Source organism: Nitratireductor luteus (genome assembly GCF_026162365.1).
Lineage (GTDB): Bacteria > Pseudomonadota > Alphaproteobacteria > Rhizobiales > Rhizobiaceae > Chelativorans > Chelativorans luteus.
In genome coordinates this window covers 26,189-46,955 of record NZ_JAOANW010000006.1, presented here as the reverse complement: position 1 = coordinate 46,955, position 20,767 = coordinate 26,189, and the positions used below count along the sequence as shown (strand labels likewise).

22 protein-coding genes are annotated in these 20,767 nt (G+C 65.2%); 15 read left to right on the top strand and 7 right to left on the bottom strand.

Translation table 11 applies throughout. The features are described from left to right. The 8 genes from cbiE to cobF are packed head-to-tail and all read left to right on the top strand — an operon-like array spanning position 1 to position 7,064. Positions 1-1,269, top strand: coding sequence for a precorrin-6y C5,15-methyltransferase (decarboxylating) subunit CbiE (cbiE, locus tag N1058_RS09120; protein ID WP_265517503.1), 1,269 nt, complete (start codon positions 1-3; stop codon positions 1,267-1,269). Then, positions 1,266-1,652: a cobalamin biosynthesis protein gene (locus N1058_RS09115; protein WP_265517207.1), complete on the top strand. Its 387-nt coding sequence runs from the start codon at positions 1,266-1,268 to the stop codon at positions 1,650-1,652. The genes cbiE and N1058_RS09115 overlap by 4 nt, the downstream gene beginning before the upstream one ends. Next, entirely contained in the window at positions 1,649-2,413 is a 765-nt protein-coding gene (gene cobM, locus N1058_RS09110; RefSeq protein WP_265517206.1) for a precorrin-4 C(11)-methyltransferase, read from the top strand. The genes N1058_RS09115 and cobM overlap by 4 nt, the downstream gene beginning before the upstream one ends. Next, on the top strand, positions 2,410-3,186 hold the full coding sequence (cobA, locus tag N1058_RS09105) for a uroporphyrinogen-III C-methyltransferase (RefSeq protein ID WP_265517205.1): 777 nt from the start codon (positions 2,410-2,412) through the stop codon (positions 3,184-3,186). The genes cobM and cobA overlap by 4 nt, the downstream gene beginning before the upstream one ends. Beyond that, entirely contained in the window at positions 3,183-4,496 is a 1,314-nt protein-coding gene (locus tag N1058_RS09100) for a cobyrinic acid a,c-diamide synthase CobB (RefSeq protein WP_265517204.1), read from the top strand. Before cobA ends, N1058_RS09100 begins: the two co-directional genes overlap by 4 nt. A gap of 3 nt (positions 4,497-4,499) precedes the next feature. Continuing rightward, positions 4,500-5,258: an adenosylcobinamide-GDP ribazoletransferase gene (gene cobS, locus N1058_RS09095; protein ID WP_265517203.1), complete on the top strand. Its 759-nt coding sequence runs from the start codon at positions 4,500-4,502 to the stop codon at positions 5,256-5,258. A gap of 10 nt (positions 5,259-5,268) precedes the next feature. After that, positions 5,269-6,282 (top strand): nicotinate-nucleotide--dimethylbenzimidazole phosphoribosyltransferase, encoded by a 1,014-nt coding sequence (gene cobT / locus N1058_RS09090; protein ID WP_265517202.1) that lies wholly within the window; start codon positions 5,269-5,271, stop codon positions 6,280-6,282. 8 nt (positions 6,283-6,290) lie between these two features. Next, positions 6,291-7,064: a precorrin-6A synthase (deacetylating) gene (gene cobF, locus N1058_RS09085; RefSeq protein WP_265517201.1), complete on the top strand. Its 774-nt coding sequence runs from the start codon at positions 6,291-6,293 to the stop codon at positions 7,062-7,064. Between the two features lie 113 nt (positions 7,065-7,177). On the opposite strand, the gene N1058_RS09080 is transcribed toward cobF, so the two are convergent. Both N1058_RS09080 and N1058_RS09075 read right to left on the bottom strand, forming a co-directional pair. Then, positions 7,178-7,807, bottom strand: coding sequence for a cysteine hydrolase family protein (locus N1058_RS09080; protein WP_265517200.1), 630 nt, complete (start codon positions 7,805-7,807; stop codon positions 7,178-7,180). A 109-nt stretch (positions 7,808-7,916) separates the two neighbouring features. Next, positions 7,917-9,059 carry an ABC transporter substrate-binding protein gene (locus tag N1058_RS09075; RefSeq protein WP_265517199.1) on the bottom strand — a complete coding sequence of 381 codons (1,143 nt, stop codon included), beginning with the start codon at positions 9,057-9,059 and terminating at the stop codon, positions 7,917-7,919. Positions 9,060-9,250: 191 nt separating this feature from the next. Between N1058_RS09075 and N1058_RS09070 the strand changes: the two genes are divergently transcribed. Both N1058_RS09070 and N1058_RS09065 read left to right on the top strand, forming a co-directional pair. Beyond that, positions 9,251-10,147, top strand: coding sequence for a MurR/RpiR family transcriptional regulator (locus N1058_RS09070; RefSeq protein WP_265517198.1), 897 nt, complete (start codon positions 9,251-9,253; stop codon positions 10,145-10,147). After that, positions 10,144-11,460 carry a type I glutamate--ammonia ligase gene (locus N1058_RS09065; RefSeq protein ID WP_265517197.1) on the top strand — a complete coding sequence of 439 codons (1,317 nt, stop codon included), beginning with the start codon at positions 10,144-10,146 and terminating at the stop codon, positions 11,458-11,460. Before N1058_RS09070 ends, N1058_RS09065 begins: the two co-directional genes overlap by 4 nt. Positions 11,461-11,463: 3 nt before the next feature. Here the strand turns inward: N1058_RS09065 and N1058_RS09060 are convergent, their stop codons facing one another. Genes N1058_RS09060 through N1058_RS09040 form a run of 5 tightly spaced genes read right to left on the bottom strand, consistent with a single transcriptional unit; the run spans position 11,464 to position 15,552 of the window. Then, positions 11,464-12,105, bottom strand: a complete 642-nt coding sequence (locus N1058_RS09060; protein ID WP_265517196.1) for a cysteine hydrolase family protein — start codon at positions 12,103-12,105, stop codon at positions 11,464-11,466. After that, positions 12,102-13,157 (bottom strand): branched-chain amino acid ABC transporter permease, encoded by a 1,056-nt coding sequence (locus tag N1058_RS09055; protein WP_265517195.1) that lies wholly within the window; start codon positions 13,155-13,157, stop codon positions 12,102-12,104. The genes N1058_RS09060 and N1058_RS09055 overlap by 4 nt, the downstream gene beginning before the upstream one ends. Before the next feature lies 1 nt (position 13,158). Further along, positions 13,159-14,049, bottom strand: a complete 891-nt coding sequence (locus tag N1058_RS09050) for a branched-chain amino acid ABC transporter permease (protein ID WP_265517194.1) — start codon at positions 14,047-14,049, stop codon at positions 13,159-13,161. Continuing rightward, complete coding sequence (locus N1058_RS09045; protein ID WP_265517193.1) at positions 14,046-14,768, bottom strand: ABC transporter ATP-binding protein; 723 nt, start codon at positions 14,766-14,768, stop codon at positions 14,046-14,048. The genes N1058_RS09050 and N1058_RS09045 overlap by 4 nt, the downstream gene beginning before the upstream one ends. Next, positions 14,761-15,552 (bottom strand): ABC transporter ATP-binding protein, encoded by a 792-nt coding sequence (locus tag N1058_RS09040; protein ID WP_265517192.1) that lies wholly within the window; start codon positions 15,550-15,552, stop codon positions 14,761-14,763. Before N1058_RS09040 ends, N1058_RS09045 begins: the two co-directional genes overlap by 8 nt. 173 nt (positions 15,553-15,725) lie before the next feature. Here N1058_RS09040 and N1058_RS09035 point away from each other — a divergent pair, with 173 nt between their 5' ends. The 5 genes from N1058_RS09035 to N1058_RS09015 all read left to right on the top strand — a co-directional run bounded on the left by N1058_RS09035 (position 15,726) and on the right by N1058_RS09015 (position 20,752). Beyond that, on the top strand, positions 15,726-16,463 hold the full coding sequence (locus N1058_RS09035; RefSeq protein WP_265517191.1) for an N-formylglutamate amidohydrolase: 738 nt from the start codon (positions 15,726-15,728) through the stop codon (positions 16,461-16,463). A gap of 123 nt (positions 16,464-16,586) precedes the next feature. Further along, positions 16,587-17,513, top strand: coding sequence for a LysR family transcriptional regulator (locus N1058_RS09030; protein WP_265517190.1), 927 nt, complete (start codon positions 16,587-16,589; stop codon positions 17,511-17,513). 146 nt (positions 17,514-17,659) lie between these two features. Next, entirely contained in the window at positions 17,660-18,658 is a 999-nt protein-coding gene (locus N1058_RS09025) for a tripartite tricarboxylate transporter substrate binding protein (protein WP_265517189.1), read from the top strand. A gap of 68 nt (positions 18,659-18,726) precedes the next feature. Further along, complete coding sequence (locus N1058_RS09020) at positions 18,727-19,221, top strand: tripartite tricarboxylate transporter TctB family protein (protein WP_265517188.1); 495 nt, start codon at positions 18,727-18,729, stop codon at positions 19,219-19,221. Between the two features lie 16 nt (positions 19,222-19,237). Continuing rightward, a complete protein-coding gene (locus tag N1058_RS09015; protein WP_265517187.1) occupies positions 19,238-20,752 on the top strand; it encodes a tripartite tricarboxylate transporter permease in 1,515 nt (504 codons plus the stop codon). Positions 20,753-20,767 lie beyond the last annotated feature (15 nt).

Here is a 20,767-nt window from a genome sequence, read left to right as displayed (position 1 = left end):
ATGTCTTCTAGGGCAAAAGAGGCCGCTTTGGGAACGGGGTCGGCCGCCCGCCAACACCCGTCGTCGAGATGGCTTACCATCGTCGGCATCGGCGAGGACGGCGTTGCAGGCCTGAGCAAGGCCGCCAAGGCCGCCATCGGCGAGGCGGAGTTCGTCTTCGGCGGCCATCGTCATCTGGCGCTGGCCGAAACCCTGATCGCCGGTGAAAAACGCCCATGGCCCACGCCTTTCGCGAAAGGGCTGGACGACATCGCCGCGCTCAGCGGCCGCCGTGTCTGCGTGCTCGCCTCGGGCGATCCGTTCCACTTCGGCGTCGGGGCGACGCTGGCCCGGCGGATCACTGCCGCCGAGATGCACGTCCTGCCCGCGCGGTCCGCCTTCAGCCTTGCCGCGGCCCGTCTCGGCTGGCCGCTCCAGGAAGTGGAGACCGTCTCGCTGCATGGCAGGCCCATCGCTCTGATCCGCCCGCTGCTGCACGCCGGCCGCCGCATCATCGCTCTCACTTCCGACGGGCAAGCACCCGCCGAGATCGCGGCATTGCTGGCGGAAGAAGGCTTCGGCGCATCGCGCTTCCATGTGCTGGAAGCGCTGGGCGGACCGCGCGAACGCCACACGCTATCCACCGCCGAAGACCTCGGCGCCCCCACCTTCGACGATCTCAACTTGATCGCCGTCGAGGTTGCCGCCTCGGCCGGCGCCCGCATCCTGCCGCTCGGCACCGGACTGGGCGACACCCTGTTCGAGCATGACGGCCAGATCACCAAGCCGGAGGTGCGCGCCGTCACGCTTGCCGCCCTTCAGCCGAAACGTGGCCAGCTTCTATGGGACATCGGCGCGGGCTCGGGGTCGATCTCGATCGAATGGATGCGCCAGCATCCCTCCCTGCGCGCCATCGCCATCGAAGCCGATGCCCCGCGTGCCGAACGCATCAGCCGCAACGCGACAAGCTTCGGCGTGCCCGACCTGCAAGTGGTGACGGGAACGGCACCGGAGGCGCTGGCAGGCCTGCCGACGCCCGATGCGATCTTCATCGGCGGTGGCGGCAGCATCCCCGGCATCACGGAAACCGCCATGGAAGCGCTCCCCACCGGCGGGCGCTTGGTCGCCAATGCCGTAACGCTGGAGATGCGCGTCATGCTCATCGAGCTTCATGCCCGGCGGGGCGGCGAACTCATCGAGATCGCCATCGCGCGCGCCGCGCCCGTCGGCGGCATGACGGCCATGCGCCCCGCGCTGCCCGTCATGCAATGGCGCTGGAGCAAGCCATGATCTGCGCCGGGCTCGGCAGCACGAGCAACACCACACGGAAGGCCGTTCTGGCCGCCCTCGACGCCGCGCTGGCGCATCACCGCCTCGCGCGCGCCGACCTTACCGCACTCGCCACCGTGCCGCGCAAGAAGGACGAGGCCGGCTTTCACGAGACGGCAAGCCAGCTCGACCTGCCGCTGATCGTCGCCAGCGAGGAAGCTCTTGAAGCCGCCGCAGGGCGCTGCCTCACCGTCTCCCCCGCTTCCCTCCACGCAACCGGCGTCGGCTCGGCATCCGAAGCCGCCGCCCTTGCCGCATGCGGCGCCACCGCCCGTCTCCTCGGGCCAAGGCTCGTGCGGGAGGGCGTCACCTGCGCCATTGCCACAACCGGAAACCAACCATGACCGTTCATTTCATCGGCGCCGGACCGGGCGCTGCCGATCTCATCACCGTGCGCGGGCGCGATCTTCTTTCACGCTGCCCCGTCTGCCTTTATGCCGGCTCGCTGGTGCCGAAGGAATTGCTCGCGCATTGCCCGCAGGGCGCACGCATCGTCGACACCGCACCGTTCTCGCTCGACGAGATCGAGGCCGAGTATATGGCCGCCCATGAGGCCGGACAGGATGTGGCGCGGCTCCATTCGGGCGATCTGTCGGTCTGGAGTGCCGTTGCCGAACAGATGCGCCGTCTCGACCGGCTGGGCATTCCCTATACACTGACGCCCGGCGTGCCGGCCTTTTCGGCAGCCGCGGCGGCACTGGGTCGCGAACTGACCATTCCCGAAGTCGCGCAGAGCCTGGTCCTGACGCGGGTATCCGGCCGCGCATCGAAGATGCCCGAAGGCGAAAACCTAGCCGCCTTCGCCGCCACCGGCGCGACGCTCGCCATTCATCTGGCCATCCACGCGCTCGACCGCGTGGTGGCCGAGCTCACGCCCTTCTACGGCGGCGATTGCCCCGTCGCCATCGTCGTGCGCGCCACCTGGGCAGACGAGCGCGTGGTGCGCGGCACGCTCGAAACGATTGAGGCGGAGGTGGCGAAGGACCCCATCGACCGCACGGCGCTGATCTTTGTCGGCCCTGGCCTGACGGCCCGGGATTTCCGTGAGAGTGCACTTTACAGCGCCGAGTATCAGCGGCGTTTCCGGGGGCGCGAGGGCCTATGAGCACGGTCGACGCCCTGGCCCGGCTCGGCTTCGAGCCGGCCGATTTCGAACCCGGCCACGTCTGGCTGGCAGGCGCCGGTCCGGGCGGTCTTGGCTGCCTCACGCTCGACGTGCTGGCGGCTCTCGGCACGGCGGACGCGGTGATCTACGACGCGCTGGTCGACCGCTCCGTTTTGAAGGCGGCGCCGCAGGCCGAGCACCATTATGTGGGAAAGCGGGCCGGCCAGCCTTCCACCAGCCAGGACGAGATCAACCGCCTGCTGGTCGAAGAGGCAAAAGCCGGCCGCCGCGTGCTGCGCCTCAAGGGCGGTGACCCCAACATGTTCGGCCGCGGCGGCGAGGAGGCGTTCGTGCTCGCCCGTGCGGGCATCCCTTTCCGCTTCCTGTCCGGCATCACCTCGGCGGTGGGCGCGCTGGCCGGTGCCGGCATCCCGGCAACCATGCGCGGCGTCAACAAGGCCATCGTTTTCGCCACCGGCCATGCCGCCGGCGATGCCGACGATCTCGACTGGGCGGCGCTGGCGGCGACCGGCCAGCCCATCGTCATCTATATGGGCATGCACAAGCTGGCCCTGATCGCCGACGCGCTTGCCAGGGGCGGCCTTGCACCGCAAACGCCGGCCGCCCTCATCATGGACGCCACCACGCGCCGCGAGCGCATCCTCGTCACCGATCTCGAAAGCCTCGTGCGGGAGGCCGAGGCGCAGGGTTTAGGTTCGCCGGCGATCATCGTGATCGGCGGGATCGTGGCTCTCAGGAAGGAACTCCAATGACCGCCCGCGCGCTCATCGTCGGTGCGGCCCGCTCCGGGTCCGGCAAGACCAGCGTGACCATCGGCCTGATGCGCGCCCTGCGGCGGCGCGGGCTTGCCGTGCGCGGCGCCAAATCCGGTCCCGACTATATCGATCCCGGCTTCCACATGGCCGCCACCGGTCATCCCGGCGTCAATCTCGACAGTTGGGCGATGCATCCCGACCTTCTGGCGCACCTTGCCAAAGGCCAGGCGGCGGATGCCGACATGCTGCTGATCGAAAGCGCCATGGGCCTGTTCGACGGTATCGTTTCGGAACCAGGACGATCCGGCGCCGCCGCCGACATCGCCCGTCTTTACGACGTGCCCGCGCTCGTCATCCTCGACGTCTCCGGCCAATCGCAGACTGCGGCGGCGCTCGCCAAGGGCTTTGCGGCCTATGATCCGCGCGTGAAGATCGCCGGCATCGTGCTCAACCAGGTGGCAAGCGCCCGGCACGAAACGATGGCGCGCGATGCCATTGAGGCGATCGGCATGAAAGTGCTGGGCGCGGTACACCGAAACCCCGACATGGCCCTGCCGGAGCGGCATCTGGGGCTCGTGCAGGCGAGCGAGCACGACGCGCTGGAAGCCTTCATCGAGCGGCTGGCCGATGTGATGGAGGAATCCATCGATCTCGATGCGGTGCTGGCCGCCGCCGCCCCTCTGTCCGTGCCCGCCGTCATGACCAACCACAGGCTGCCACCCCCCGGACAGCGCATCGCCATCGCCCAGGACGGCGCCTTCAGCTTCGTCTATCCGCATGTGGCGGCGCACTGGCGCCAGGCCGGGGCCGAGCTCCTGCCCTTTTCGCCGCTGGCCGACGAAGGGCCCGACCCGTCCGCCGATGCCTGCTGGCTGCCCGGCGGCTACCCGGAGCTTCATGCCGGAAGGCTGGCGGAAGCGGAGACTTTCCGCGTCCGCATGCGTGCCTTCGCAAAAACGCGGCCGGTGCATGGCGAGTGCGGCGGCTTCATGGTGCTCGGCCGCGCGCTGGAGGATGCCGACGGGATAACGCATCCCATGCTCAGCCTGCTCAACCATGTAACGAGCTACGCAAAGCGCAAGATGAATCTCGGCTACCGGCAGGCGAGATTGACGCGCGACTGCCCCATAGGCAAAGCCGGCGAGACGATAAGAGGCCACGAGTTCCACTATTCGCGGCTGGTCGAACCAGGGAATGACCAGCCGCTTGCCGAACTGGCCGACGGCCAGGGCCGCGCCCTCGGCCCCTCGGGCGCCCGGCGCGGAAACGTGTCCGGCACCTATTTCCATGCAATCGCGCGAGGCTGAGCGATGACGGCCTCTCCTGCCAGCGCGCTCCTGCGTGACGTCGCCGCCTGTATCGGCTTCTACACCCGCCTGCCGCTGCCGGCTTTCGGGATGCCGGAGCGCGGCTTCGCCGCCGCGCAATGGGCTGCGCCCGTCGCAGGCTGCCTCATCGGTGCGGCGGGCGGGCTGGTGCTCCTGTTCTCATTGTGGCTGGGCCTGCCCGCGACCGTCGCCGCCGCGCTGGCCCTGGCCGCAACCATGGGGCTCAGCGGCGCGCTGCACGAGGACGGCTTGGCCGACGTCGCCGATGGTTTCGGCGGCGGAACGACGCGCGAAAGCAAGCTCGCCATCATGCGGGACAGCCGCATCGGCACCTATGGCGTCGCGGCGCTCGTCCTTTCCATCCTCCTGCGCTGGTCGGCGCTGACGGCGCTGGCCTCGGCGGCCCTGCCGGCGCTGATCGCCGCCCATGCCGTCTCGCGCGCGCTGATGCCGGCGTTGATGGCGCTTCAGCCGCCCGCGCGCGACGACGGACTTTCGGCCGGCGCCGGCAAGCCAGACGGCCGCGCCGTTTTCTTCGCGCTCCTCATCGGCGGTGGTGTCCTGCTTGTCGCGGGCACCGGCCTTTTCCTGATCGCCGCGCCGCTCCTGGCACTCTGCCTGTTTCTCGTCAAACGTCTGGCGGAGCGGCAGATCGGAGGCCAGACCGGCGACGTTCTCGGCGCGCTGCAGCAGGCGGCCGAAACGCTCACCCTGCTCGCGGCGACGCTCCATTTTACCTGAAGGACATTTCATGACCCAGTTCAAGACGATCGAAGGACTGCGCGACGCCTGTCTCTCGCTACCGGCGGGCGACGAAGACGCGGCGCAGCAGGCAGCCGCCCGTCAGAACACGCTGACCAAGCCGCCCGGCAGTCTCGGCCGGCTGGAGCAAGCCGCGATCTTCCTCGCGCGCTGGCAGGGACGGCACCTGCCGCGACTCGAAACGCTTCATGTGCTGGTCTTTGCCGGCTCCCACGGCGTGACCGCGCGCGGTGTCTCGGCCTTTCCGGCCGAGGTCACGGCGCAGATGGTGGCGAATTTTTCCGCCGGCGGCGCTGCCATCAATCAGCTTGCCCGCCAGGCCGGTGCGACCCTCACCGTAACGCCCCTCGACATCGAGCGGCCGACCGCCGATTTCACCCGGGCGCCGGCGATGACGGAGGCCGAGTTCCTCGCCGCCGTGCAGACCGGCCATGATGCCGTGCCGGAACAGGCCGACCTCGTCGCGCTTGGCGAGATGGGCATCGGCAACACCACCGCCGCCGCCGCGGTCGCCGCCGCCCTGCTCGGCGGCAGGGGCGCGGACTGGGTTGGTCGCGGCACCGGCGTCGACGATGCCGGCCTGGCCCGCAAGGCGGAGGCGGTGGATGCCGGGCTAGCCCGCCATGGCACGATGCTCTCCGACCCGCTCGCCGCCCTTCGCTGCGTTGGCGGACGCGAAATTGCGGCAATGTTCGGCGCGCTGCTCGCAGCGCGCCGCAAACGCATTCCCGTGCTCCTCGACGGCTTCGTCTGCGGTGCGGCTGCCGCCACGCTCACCAGCCTGAACGGGGCAGGCCTGGCGCATGCGCTGGCCGCCCATGTCTCGGCCGAGCCGGGGCATCGGAAGCTGCTCGCCACCCTCGGCATGGTCCCGCTGCTCGACCTCGACATGCGGCTCGGCGAAGCCTCCGGCGCCTGTCTGGCGATCAACGTCCTGCGCGGCGCGGTCGCCTGCCACAACGGCATGGCGACCTTTGCCGAGGCCGGCGTTTCGGACGGATAGGGTCATCGATGCGCAGGCTCTCCATCATCGGCATCGGCACCGGCAATCCTGAGCACATGACGGTGCAGGGCGTCGGTGCGCTGAACCGCGCCGATGTCGTCCTCATCCCGCGCAAGGGCGCCGCCAAGGAGGACCTTGCCGACCTCCGCCGTGCGATCTGCGACCGTTTCCTCGCCAACCCCGCCGCCCGCATCATCGAATTCGACCTGCCGGTGCGCGATGCGGGTGATCCTTCCTACCGCAGGGGCGTCGACGACTGGCACGCGGCCATCGCCGACCTTTATGCGGCTCTCCTTGCCGAGCACACAGGCGAGAACGGCCATGCCGCCTTTCTCGTCTGGGGCGACCCATCGCTTTACGACAGCACGCTACGCATCGTCGAGCGGCTGCGCGCCGATACCGGAATGGAACTCATGCTCGACGTCGTGCCCGGCATCACCAGCATCCAGGCACTGGCGGCGAGCCATGGAATGCCGCTCAACACTATCGGCGGGGCGGTGCACATCACCACCGGGCGAAAGCTTTCTGCGGAAGGATTCCCGCAAAACGCCGACACGGCGCTGGTGATGCTGGACGGCGGCTGCGCCTTCCTCGATCTTCCCGGCGATGCCTATGACATTTTCTGGGGCGCCTATCTCGGCACGCCGGACGAAATCGCCATCGCCGGCAGGCTCGGCGATGTCGCGCAAGAAATCGAGGAAGCCCGCGCAAGCGCACGGGCCGCCAAGGGCTGGATCATGGACACCTATCTCTTGCGGCGGCGGGACACGCGGGAGCGTTAGAGGGCCATCGTCCGTTCGGACGCTACGCAACGACGCTCGAACACCTTCGGGTCACGCATCGCGCTTTCCGAAAACCGATGCCGATTTTCGGGCCGATGCGGTAATCCCATCGCTCAAAGATCCCTCACGATCTCCTCGACATCCTGCACCCGGCAATATCCCCCGAAAGCCCGCAAGGCGGTCTCATGCCGTTCCTGCGTATAGGCCGCACAGGCATCCTGCGCGCAGACCATGTAATAGCCCCGGTCGGCGCCGTCGCGGATGGCCATGTCCACGCATTGATCGGTGACGAAGCCGGCGACGATGACATTCTCGATGCCGAGATTGCGCAGCACATAGTCGAGATTGGTGGAATTGAAGACGCCCGACGACGTCTTCGGCAGGACGATTTCATCATCCTGCGGCGCGACATCCTCGATCACCTGGGCAAGCCGCGACCCCCGGGGTACGAGAATATTCGACAGCTTGTGGTCCAGCGAACGGTCCCTGCCGTCCTTCGTCAACGCTTCGATCACGGTGTAGATCACTTCCAGGCCCCTGCCCCGCGCCGCCTCCAGAAGCCTGCGCATGGCCGGCAGCGCGCGGCTCTTCAGGGCGGCGGCGAACTCGGGATGGTTCTCGAAAATCTCGGGCTCGAGTTCCGCGTTCTGCGCGTCGACGACCAGCACGGCGGTCTTCCGCGGCTCCAGCTTCCTGTCTCGCCCTTCATGGCGCGCAAGGGTGCCGCCGGCTTGGCTGCTCATTGGCATTTTCTCCAGGATGGAATGGCCTGTGCGCCGTTGTATGATGTTCGCGCACAGTAAGGAAAGAGACGGGGCCTGGCGGCCCCGTCAGCCGAACAAAAGCGAGCAGCTAGTTGGCCCCCGGCGTCCAGATTTCTTCGACCTGATATTCGCCGTTGTGCACGCTGATGATGGAAACCGGCTTCGGCGGCACCATGCTTTCGCGCGTATAGCTGATCTCGCCCGTCACGCCCTTGAAACCGCGGGTTTCGGCCAGCGCATCGCGGATATCGGCCGGTTCGGCGGATCCCGCGCGGCGGATCGCATCGGCGACCAGCATCATCGCATCATAGCCAAGGGGTGCAAAAGCGTTCTCCGGCTCAATGCCGTACTCGGCCTTGTAGTCCTCGATGAACTTCTTCACCTCTTCCCGATCGTCGGCGCGATAGGTGTGGGTGGAGAAGTAGACGTCATCGGCGAGTTCCGGTCCCGGCACGGTCGCGACCAGTTCCGTATCGAAACCGTCGCCCGAAACGATCGGCATCGTAATCCCCTGTTCGCGAATCTGCTTCACCGAAAGCCCGGCTTCGGAAGGAATGGCTGAGACGAAGACGGCGTCCGGCGCCGGATCGATGGAGGCAAGGCGCGCGATCTGGGCAGAGAAATCCGTGTCGCCCATCATGAAGGTGTCGGTGCCCACGATCTTACCGCCTCGCTCTTCGAACCTCTCGATGAAGAACTTGCTGAGCGCCTTGGTGAAGTCCATGGAATTGTCGGTCCACACGGCGACGGTGCGCGCGCCGAGCTTGTCATAGGTGTAGTCGGCGATTGCGTAGGACTGGTCGTCATCGCCGAACGGCGTCATGAACATGTAGTCGCCGACCCATTGCGGCAGTTCCGGATGGGTTGCGCCCGATGTGACGAAAGGCACGCCCTGTTCCTGGAACAGCGGTGCACCGGCCATCACGAAGGTGGTGTCGGACTGGCCGATGCCGGCCACCACCCCTTCGGAGAGAACGCGCTGCGCGGCCTTGGCCGTCTCCTGCTGGTCGGTCTTGCCATCGGGGGCGATGAGTTCGACCTGCCGGCCGAGCAGTCCGCCATCCGCGTTGATCTGTTTCACGGCAAGCTGCGCGCCCTTCAACGAGGGACCGTCGAGCGAAGACATGCCGCCCGTCACGTTGTAGAGTGCACCGATCTTGATGGTTTCCTGTGCATGGGCTGCACCCACCATGGCGGCCAAGGCCACCGACGCGGCTATCAATCCTTTCATGCCAATCTCCCTGGTTGTCGTTGATTGTTCACCCTCTTACGCAAGCTGCCCTCACAAACCTCATGCGCTGGAGGTAGCATGACTCTGCTAGGGGGTGTCGTCAATCGAATGATACATTTTTTCTTTCACAACGCCAATTTGTCTGATTTGATACAGAATGTGCCGTGGCGCTGGAAGGCGGAAAGGAACCGATGAGCGTATTGGAGGATCTGCGACGGGCGCTGCCCGAACTCAGCAGCCGCGAGGCGCGGGCGGCGCGTCATCTGATGGCCAATTACCCTATGGCAGGCCTCACGACAGTGGCCGAATTTGCCAGCCAGAGCGGAGTCAGCACGGCCACCGTTCTGCGCCTGGTAAAACGGCTCGGCTTCCCCGTCTATGCCGATTTCCAGGAGGCGCTCCGCAGCCATATCGAGGAGACGTTGCAATCGCCCCTGCTGCGCTTCGGAGAGCGCAAGGTGCGCGACGAAGCGGCCCAGGCATCTTTCCTGGCGCGCACCAGCAACCGCATGGCCGAGCATTTTCGTGCCCTGCCGGAACTCATTTCCGAGAAGGAGTTCGACCGCGTCGCCACGCTCCTGGCCGACCCGAAACGTGATGTCCACCTCCTGGGTGGGCGCTATTCGTCCCACGTGGCGCGCTACATGGGCGATCTTTTGATGGCGGTGCGGGGCAAGGTCTATCCGATCGGCGGACAGACGCAGAGCTGGCCGCAACGTCTCCTGGACATGGGCCGCGGCAGCGTCCTCGTGGTGCTCGACGTCCGCCGCTATCAGGACGATGTCGTGCAGTTTGCCCATGCCGCATCAAGGCGCGGTGCGACGGTCATCCTGCTGACGGACATCTGGCAATCGCCAGCCGCGCGCTCGGCCGACCTCGTTTTGACCTTCCCCGTGGAATCGCCGTCGATCTTCGACGTGCTCACTGTGGGCATGGGCGTCGCCGAAGCGCTTGTCGGCGCGGCCGCCGGCAAAGCGGACACGACTGGCAAACAGCGGATCGAGACGCTTGAGGATCTGCGCTCGCGGTTGGCCGAAGGCGCCTTCGCCCAGGGCCCGATCAAACCGAAGAACATGAGGGATCGATGATACGCGAAGAAGTCATCATGCTGTGCACGGCCGATCTTGCCGGCCAGATTAGGGGAAAAGGCTTTCCCGCTTCCGACCTGAAGGATCGGCTCAGAAAGGGGATCGGTTGGACCCCGACCAACAGCATGATCACGGCGCACGGCCCGATCGCGCCGAGCCCCTGGGGGCCTTACGGCGATACCGTGTTGATGCCCGACGAGGCTACCCGCATCCGCACCGATCTCGGCCCCGAGGCCGCCGCGCTCCATTTCATGATGGCCGACATCGAAAATCTCGACGGCACGCCGTGGAGCGTCTGCCCTCGCGGCTTCCTCAAGCGGATGCTGGACGAACTCGAGCAACGCCACGGGCTGAAGATCAAGGCCGCTTTCGAGCATGAGTTCATGCTCGAGGACATCGAGGAAAGGCCCAATTCCAGCTACGCACTGGACTCCTTCCGCCGGCAGGGACGCTTCGCCGAAACCTATCTCGGCGCCCTCAAGGCGGCGGGCCTGGAGATAGACACCTTCATGCCCGAATACGGACCGATGCAGTATGAAGTGACGGTCGGGCCGGCCGAGGGCGTATCGGCGGCCGATCAGGCCGTCGCCGTGCGCGAAGTCGGCCGCGCGGTCGCTCATCAAGCCGGTACGCGGGCCAGCTTCACGCCGATCCTGCGGCCCGATGCCGTGGGCAACGGCGTTCACGTGCATTTCAGCCTGATGGGGGCGGCGGACGGCACGCCGGTCAACCACGATCCTTCCGCACAGGATGGCGTGTCGCAAACCGCCGCGAGCTTCCTTGCAGGCATGCTGGAGCTCATGCCGGCGATCACGGCGGTGACGGCGGCTTCAACCATTTCCTACCTGCGCCTGACGCCCAACAGGTGGAGCGCGGCCTACAACAATCTCGGCGACTGCGACCGCGAGGCGGGATTGCGTATCTGCCCGGTGTTTCCCGGTGCCGGCGGAGATGTTTCGAGACAGTTTCATTTCGAGTTCCGCGCCGCCGATGCCGCAGCCAGCCCTTACATGGTGCTGGGCGCCATGGTGGCGGCAGGCCTCTACGGGCTGGACAGGAAGCTGCAACGGCCCAAGGTCTGCCCCAAGCCGCCCCAGCATCTGAGCGATGGGGAGCGCGATGCCCTCGGCATCGTGCGCCTGCCCTGGTCGCTCCCCCAGGCGCTGGAGCTCTTCGAGAAGGAGGAGGCGCTGCGGCCGCTGTTCGGCGAGGAACTGGTCTCGGCCTATCTGACGCACAAGCGTTTCGAGACGGAACTCATGAAGGACCTGTCGCCGGAGCAGCAATGCGAGAAGTACCGGCTGGCCTACTGAGCCTCACCTGCCGAAATCGCGCTCCATCGCCGCAAGGAGGCTGTCGGTGGTCTCCATGCGGCAGTATCCCTTGAAGGCATTGAGCGCGGCTTCGTGGCGGGCATGGGTATCGGTCGCGCAGCCATCCTTCACGCAGATCATATGAAACCCCCGGTCCGCCCCGTCGCGGATAGTGTGGTCGATGCACTGGTCGGTGAGAAAGCCGGCGACGATGATCGTGTCCAGCCCGATATTGCGGACGAGATACTCGAAATTGGTGGAATTGAAGAGGCTGGACGAGGTCTTCGGAATGACCATTTCGTCGCCGCGCGGAGCGACTTCATCGATGACCTTTGCGTCCCACGATCCCGTGGCGATAAAGAAGTTCGACAGCTTGTAATCGAGGCTGCGGTCGCGCCCGTCCTCGGTGAAGTTTTCCATCACCGTATAGATGACCTCAACACCCGATACCCGCGCCCGGTCGATCAGCCGCGCGATATTGGCGATGACATGGCCGCGTGCCGCCCTGTAGAACTCCGGCCTCGGCTGGCGGTTCTCCTCGTCCATGACCCAGTTCTGGACATCGACGACCAGCAGGCCGCAGCGTTCGGCATGCAGCGGCTGCTCCCGCCTTTCATAGACGTCCCGTGCGCGCGGCGCGCTCATGGTTCTTTCCTCCCGCTGAACAGGCGCCGCACGACAGCCGGCTCCCCGCTGCCGAACAGACCCGCCGGTTTCAGATAGAGAACCAGGATCAGGCACAGCGCCACGATCACCTGGCTCAGGCCGTAAAGGCCGACGCTTTCCTCCACCGGCCGCAGGGACTCCGACAGGATGGTAATGGCGGCGGCCGCAGCCAGCGCCCCGGTGATGCTTCCAGATCCGCCGATCACCACCATGACGACGATGTTGAAGGCCAGAAGCACGGAATAGGTTTTGGGCGTGACCACGCTGATGAGATGGGAAAGCAGCGCCCCCGCCATGGCGGCGAGAACGGCGCCGACGACGAAGGCCAGGATCTTCAGCCGGGCGGCGTTGATGCCGCTGCACTCGGCCGCCAGCTCGTTCTCCCGAACAGCCATCATAGCCCTGCCGAGCGACGAGAACTTCATCCGCCAGGTCAGCGCCACCACGAAAACCAGGAAGCCGAAGGCCCACCAGACATTGACATGCCGGGGCAGGCCGCTGAGCCCCGCCCCGCCCCGGGTGATGCCGTCCCAGTTGGTGGCCAGCCCCTGGACGACGATGATAAGGCCAAGCGTGGCCACGGCCAGATAGTGACCCTTCAAGCGCAGCACAGCGCCGCCGATGGCAAGCGCGACGAGCCCGCCGGCAAGCCCGGCGATCAGCAGCGCCGGCAGCATGGAGAGTTCCGTCGCCGCCAGCCATTCCGGCAGGTCGGGCAGCATGGAGCCCTTGCGCCGCGCCGAAAATGTCAGGATGGCGGCAACATAGGCGCCGATGGTCATGAAGGCCGGGTGCCCGAGCGAGAACAGCCCGGTGAGCCCATTGGTCAGGGTCAAGGAAACCGCGAGCGCCGCATTGATGAAGAGCAGCGCCAGCAAGGTTACGACATAGGCGCTGAAACCGTGCTGGGCCGCGAACACGGCTGCCGCGGCGGCAAGCACGGTAAGCGCGGCGGCGATAAATCCACCGCGCGGCACGACCGTCCCCACCGCCGTGTCGTTCGAAGGTTTCACTTCCTGGGTCGCCGCCATGTCAAGCCCGCTCCTCGGTCTGGCGCACGAACAGGCCGGACGGCCGCACGAGCAGGATGACGATCAGAAGCAGAAAGACGAACGTGTCGCGATAGCCGGAAAATTCCTGCGGCAGCAGGCCGACGAACAATACTTCCGCAAGCCCCAGAATGTAGCCGCCCATCATCGCCCCGCCTATCGATCCGACGCCTCCGATGACGCAGGCGACGAACGCCTTGAGCCCCGGCACGAAGCCCAGCAGCGGATCGATCTGGCCGAACTTGCCGCCCCAGAACAGCCCGGACACGGCGGCCAGCGCGCTGCCAATGGCAAAGGCCGCCAGTATCGTCCGGTTCACGGCGACACCCATCAGGCGCGCGGCGGTAAGGTTCTCAGCCGTCGCTCGCATCGCCGTGCCCAGCCGCGTTCGATAGACGATCAGGAAAAGGCCCGCGATGAGCGCCAGCGTGAGGACAATGATGACGATATCCGTCAGCGAGGCATTGACGCCGCCGAGCCCGACGCGCTGCCGCATCCCGGCCGGAAACAGGAAGTTGCGCGGCTGACCTGAAAGGATCATCAAGGCGCTGTTCTGGATGGCGATGGAGACGGCGAGCGTCGCGATGAAGCCGGTCACCTGGCTTGCGCCGCGTATCGGCCGGAAAACGATCGTCTCGATGGTCATGCCCGCGATGGCCCCGATCGTGAGCACGAAGACGAGGATCAGCGGCCAGGGTACGCCGGCGGTCACCAGCGCCAGCGTCGAGAACGCACCGATCATCACGAGGTCGCCATGAGCGAAATTGATGAGGCGGACGATGCCGTAGATCATCGAAAAGCCGATGGCCACCAGTGCATACAGGCTGCCCAGCGCCAGCCCGTTTATGAGTTGCTGGAACAGATACTGGCTCATGCGGCGATCCCGAGATAGGACTGTCTCACCCGGTCGTTGCTGGCCAACTCCGCGCCCGTGCCGGAAAGGACGATGCGCCCGTTCTCCATCACATGGGCGGCGTCGGCCACCTCCAGCGCCATCGCCGCGTTCTGCTCGATGAGGAGAATGGTGACGCCTGTGGATTTCAGCCGTGCGATGACGTCGAAGATCTTCTCCACAACCTGCGGCGCAAGGCCCAGCGACGGCTCGTCGAGAAGCAGCATTCGCGGCCGCGCCAGAAGCGCCCGGCCGATGGCCAGCATCATCTGTTCCCCACCCGAAAGAGATCCGGCGGCAAGGCCCGCGCGCTCGGCAAGGATGGGAAACAGGCTGTGAACCTCGTCGAGCGTTTCCCTGATCCGTACCTTGTCGCGCTGGGCATAGGCCCCCATCGCCAGGTTCTCGGCCACGCTCAGCGACTGGAATATCTGGCGTCCCTCGGGACAGTGGATCAGGCCCGCGCGCACGATCTTTTCCGAAGCCAGCCGGGTCAGATCGAATTCCTTGCCGCCGCTTCGCAAGATAGCCGTTCCCGAGCGTGGGCGCAGCAGTCCCGAGAGGGTCAGAAGCGTCGTGGACTTGCCCGCGCCGTTGGCGCCGATCAGCGCCGCCAGCTCCCCTTCCCTCACCTGGAACGAGACCCCCTTGAGGACATGCGTAGCGCCCCGGAAAACGTTGAGGTCGCGTATCTCAAGCATGGGCCTTTTCCTTGCGCCCGGTTCCCAGATAGGCCTCGATCACGGCGGGGTCGCCCTGCACCGCCGCCGGTGTGCCCTCGGCGATGAGCTTGCCGCGGTTGAGCACCTGCACCCGGTCGCACAGGCCCATGACAAGGTGCATATCGTGCTCGACGACCAGCACGGCGATGCCGAACTCCTCGTTGATCTGGCGGATGAAGCCGACGAGATCCTGCGTTTCGGCAGGGTTGAGCCCGGCGGCCGGCTCGTCGAGCAGCAGTGCCGCCGGCCCGCCGGCCAGCGCGCGGCCGATCTCCACGCGCCTCTGGTCGCCATAGGAAAGGTCGCCGGCGCGCCGGTCTGCTAGCGCCGCAAGGCCGATGCGCTCCACGATGTCGCGGCCGACCCTGCGCAGCGTATCTTCCGCCCGCCAGAAGGAAGGGAGTTGCAGCATGGTGGAAACCGTGCTCGCGCCATGCCGCATATGCGCGCCGCACATGACGTTCTCCAGGACGCTCAGGTCGTCGAACAGCCTTATGTTCTGGAATGTCCGGGCAAGCCCGGCGCGAGCCAGCGCATGGGGCGAAGCACCGGTCATGTCGCGGCCGGCAATGCGGATGCTCCCCGATGAAAGCTTCAGAACCCCGGTCAGGAGGTTGAAGGCGGTGGTCTTGCCCGCCCCATTCGGCCCGATCAGGCCGACCAGATCGCCCCGGTCGAGCTTGAGGTCGTAACCGTCGACGGCCACGAGTCCACCAAATCGCTTTTCCAGCCCGCTGGCCTCGATAACCGGCGCGTCACTCACGGCAATCGTGCTCCCTTTTTCGCAGACGACGATAGGCCGGGCCGTGGACGCGCGTCAACAAAAAGATACATCTTGCAATCAAAGTGACCTATTTGTACCATTTCATACAAAATATCCACGGAGCGACCAGCGTGTGTGATTTGCAAGAGGCGACCGGGGGGCGGGTGTTGGCGATGAGCGAACCGCATCCTTTGGAGGTGTTCAATGAAGCCGCCCGATCGCAATATCTGATTGTCTGCGAGCATGCTGGCAAGCGCATCCCCCGAAGCCTCGGCACCATGGGCCTGTCGGAGGAAGACAGATGCCGGCACATCGCCTGGGACATCGGCGCCAAGGCGGTTGCGGTAGCGTTGTCGGAAATTCTCGCCGCGCCGCTTTTCACCCAGCGCTACTCCCGCCTCGTTTGCGATTGCAACCGCCAACCGGGTGTTTCCGCCTTCACGCCGGATATAAGCGAGGCAACCGCCATCCCCGGAAACCGGAACCTTTCGGAGGAGGACAAGCAAGCGCGGGCCGACGAGATTTTCTGGCCGTTTCACGACGCCATCACCGTCGCCCTCGATGCGCGGCAGGAGAAGGGGCTGCCGACGAAACTGATCACCGTTCACACGTTCACACCCGTTTATCTCGGCCGGTCCCGCCCGTGGGAAATCGGCGTGCTCTTCAACCGCGACCGCGGCTTCGCCCCCGCCATCGCCCGGTGGCTCCAGGATAGCACGGAGCTATGCGTGGGCGTGAACGAGCCCTACGCTGTCGGCGACGAGACCGATTATGCCATCCCCGTGCACGGGGAAAGGCGCGGCATCCCCTGCGTTGAATTCGAGATCCGCAACGATCTCATCACCGGCCGGGCCGAGGCGCGGAGTTGGGCAAACCTGATCGCCCGCAGCGTCTCTGCGGTTCCTACCTGACGACGGCATCCGCGAGACCGACCCGTCGGCGTTTTAGGTTGGGCTTCAAGAATAGCATGATGTTATGCTTCGGCTTCACACCGGCCATGGCGGATGCTTAGCCGGCGCGTTCGGAGGCAATACATGTCCGGGGACCGGCGTCTTACTCTCAGGCAGATCGAAGTCGTACGCGCTGTCATGGTCGCCGGGTCGATCGCCGGCGCCGCCCGATTGCTGAACGTTGCCCAACCGGGCATCAGCCGTACGATGAAACATCTGGAATCGGTGCTGGGAATTAAGCTTTTTACGCGCCAGGGCGGTCGCTATATGCCGACGCCAGAAGCGCGCGGCATATTTTCCCAGCTTCAGGACGTTCACAAGAAGCTGGACAATCTGCAGTCGGCCATCACCCTTCTGGAGCGCGGCCGCGACGTGGAACTGGCGGTCGGTTCCGTGCCTAGCATCGCCCATGCCATGGTTCCGCGTGCAGTGGCGCGGCTCAAGAAGCGCTACCCGGACCTGCGCCTCAATGTCGAGCTTCTCAAGATCGAGGAAGCGGTCGACTATTTGTTGCTGGGCCGGGGCGAACTTGTGTGCATGAGCTACCTGTTCGACCATCCCTCGATAAGGTTTGCACCGCTCGCATCCGGCACGCTCGTGTGCCTCGTCGAGCGCTCCCATCCTCTAGCCGCATGCGCGACGGTCTCGGCGGAACAGATCGCGCAGTATCCGCTCGTCGGCATCGAACCCACCGACCCTTACGGAAGCATTCTGGCGGGAATATTCGTGGCGAAGAACCTGAATTACGATATCTCGATCCGCGCGCGGTTCGGCAGCACTGTAATTCAGCTCATCAAGCAGAACCTGGGCGTTGCCGTGCTGGACAGCTTCACCGTCGCCGATCTGGGAAGCGCGAGGGACAGCCTTGTCGTAATCCCCATAAGCGAGGAGACTACATTCGAGACCTATGTCGCGTACCGGGCCGACGTGGAGCTTTCCAGTTTCGCGGAAACCTTTGTCGGCTGTCTCCGCGACGAGATGACGGCTGGCCTGCATAGCACAAAGTTATAGGACACTTAGAAATTGGTAATTGAGTTATCTCGCGCCCTCTTCCATTCTGCCAGTGGCAAGGTGCCCTGGCGGGAGGAGTTTCGAACCGCGGGAGGGCGCGCTGTTGCCCATTCAGACAGGCGGACGTACCGCCGAGGGAGGAAAGAATGCTATCGAGAATTCTAGGGGCCGGCGCGGCCCTGTTGGTCATGTCCGGCGTTGCGTTGGCGCAGACGTTTCCCGAGCGGGAGCTTCTCGGCGTCGTGATGTGGGGCGCGGGCGGCGCAACCGACACCGTGGCCCGGGCGGTGAACCCCGCCGCCGAAGAGGCGCTCGGCAAGCCGATTGTCGTCCTCAACAAGTCCGGCGGTGCGGGAGCCATCTCGACGGCCTATGTCAAGGCGGCCCCCGCCGATGGATATACGTTCCTCTACGGTGCTGAGAACCCACAGCTGCACCCGGTCATGGGCGTGTCGGACATCGACTATTCGCAGTTCTATCCCGTCAACATCCTGGGGCGCGGTGTTGCGGTCGTGACGGTGCCGGCGGGCTCCAAATACCAGACCATGGAAGACCTGCTCCAGGACATCAAGGAAAACCCCGGACAGGTAAAGATGGGATCCACCGGGCCGGGCGGCCTGCCCAGCACGGTCGCAGCATTGATCGCCAACGCTACCGATTTTGAAGTCACCGCAATCCCGTTCGACGGCGAGGGACCTGGCCTGACCGCAATGCTCGGCGGCGAGGTCGACTTCATGCCGGCGGGAATTTCCGCCGCGGCCGAACAGATCAAGGCCGGGAATATGCGGGCATTGGCAGTGGTCGATATCGATCCGGTCGTTACATTGCCGGATGCTCCCCCGATCACCGATGCGCTTCCTGAAATGGCGAAATATCTGCCTTGGGGCCCCTTCTATGGTGTCTTCGTGCGCTCCGAGGTGCCGGATGACGTCAAGCAGACGCTTGTCGAAGCCTTCAAGACGGCCGCTGCCACCGAGGATTTCCAGACCCTGATGACCAACAGGGGCAATGTTGTCATGAACATTGCCGGCGAGGAAGCAGCCAACTTCCTGACCAAATGGCAGCAGGTCACGGCCTGGGTGCTGCAGGATACGGGTGCGGCAAAAGTCAGTCCGGAGACCCTGGGCATCGCGCGGCCTGAATAACGATTTCCGCCGCCCCGGTTCTCGTGCCGCGGCGGCGGCCTCGTTCAACGAGCCTCGGGGAAAAGACGATGTCTGGTCCAAAAACACTTCGGCCGGGAGAACGGGTATTTGCCTGCCTGATCGTGCTTTTCAGCGCGGTCGCCCTTTGGCAGGCATTCCTGATCTCGGGTTTCACAGGGCTCTCACAGCCCGGTGTCTTTCCCATGCTGGCCGCCGCTGCCATGCTGGGATCGGCCCTGTTCATCCTGCGCGACACATTGCGGGCTCGTGTTGATCACGAAAACAGACGCACGTTCGCCGCCGGCATGGCGGAGGTCGTGCCCGTGAAGCTGCTGGTCATGCTGGTGCTGGTGGCCGCCTATCTCGCCGCCATGCCGCTCATTGGCTTCGTACTTGCCTCCGGCGTCTTCCTGTTCGTCTCGTTTGCCTTCCTATGGCGCAGACATGTGCTGGTTTGCCTGGCGCTTTCTCTCGTCAGCCTCGCCATCGTGTATTTCCTGTTCCGCGTGATCTTCCAGGTCGTCCTGCCCCAGGGGCAACTGATCCCGCCCGGTGTATTCTGATGTCAGGTGTGTTCCAATGATCGAGACGCTCGGCTATCTGAGCCTATCCTGGCTCGATCCATGGCTCCTGTTCCTGACAGCCGCTGGAACCCTGGCCGGCATCTATGTCGGTGCCATCCCCGGTTTGTCGGTCACCATGGCGACATCGATCCTGATCTCGTTCACCTTCAAATGGCAGGTCAACGAAGCGCTCGCCCTGATCGCCGGAGTCTTTGTCGGCGGGGTCTATGGAGGCTCGCGCACGGCAATTCTTCTCAACATTCCCGGCGCGCCAAGCGCCATCGCAACGGCTCTCGAAGGCTACCCCATCGCCAAGCGCGGCGAGGCCGGATCGGCTATCGCGCTGACCACGGTGATGTCGGTGATTGGCGGGTTCGTCGGCATACTCGCGCTGGCACTGTTCGCCCCGATGATTTCCGACATCGCCATCATGTTCGTCTCGCGCGATTACCTGCTGCTCGGCCTGATCGGCATCCTGCTTGTCGGCACCCTCTCCGGAGAAAGCTTCGCCAAGGGCGTGTTCGCCGGCGGTCTCGGTGTGCTCATCGGCATGATCGGCCTCGACCCGATGACGGCGGAGGGGCGTTTCACTTTCGGCTCGGTAACGCTGATGGGCGGCGTTCCCTATGTCGTGGCCATGATCGGTTTCTTCGGCGTGGCTGAAGCCCTGATGCAGTTAAAGACCGTCGATGTGGCGGCGGTAAAACAGAAGGTCGGCCGGATCGTGCCCCGGCTCGACGACGTGAAGCGATACTTCTGGCTCGGAATCCGGTCGTCCGGCATCGGCACCGTCATCGGCGCCTTGCCGGGCACGGGCGGGGATATTGCCGCACTGCTTGCCTACGACTATGCAAAGCGCACGACGAAAAGCCCCGAAGTCCCCTTCGGCGAAGGCGCGAAGGAGGGGTTGGTTGCTCCCGAGGCGGCCAACAACGCCGCCGTCGGCGGCGCCTTCATCCCCATGCTCACCCTCGGCATCCCGGGAGATGCCGTCACCGCCGTCATCATCGGCGCGCTCTTCATCCATGGCCTCAAGCCCGGTCCGATGCTTCTCGTGGAAACGCCGCATCTGTTCTGGTTCACGGTGGGCAACCTGACGCTGGCGAACATCTTCCTCCTGATATTCGGCCTGACGGGCATCAGGATCTTCACCAAGATCGTCGAGTGCCCGAAGGCGATACTGATCCCGCTCATCATCGTCCTGTCGGCGGTGGGCACCTACGCGATCCAGAACGATCCCGTGCATATCTACTGGATGCTTCTGTTCGGCGTTTTCGGCTATTTCATGAAGATCTATGGTTTCCAGGTCGGCCCCGTCATCCTGGGTGTCATCCTGGGCCCGATGATGGATGCGAACTACCGGCGCGCGATGATCGGTGCGCGCGGCGACGTCGGAACGTTCCTCTGGGACTTCGTCTCGCACCCCATATCGCTGATCCTCACCGCCGCCTTCCTCCTCATGATCGCTTCGCAGACGCCGCTGTGGCGGCATGGCGTGTCGATGATGGCCCGAAATCCGGCGGCGAAATGAACGGGAGCGCAAGCA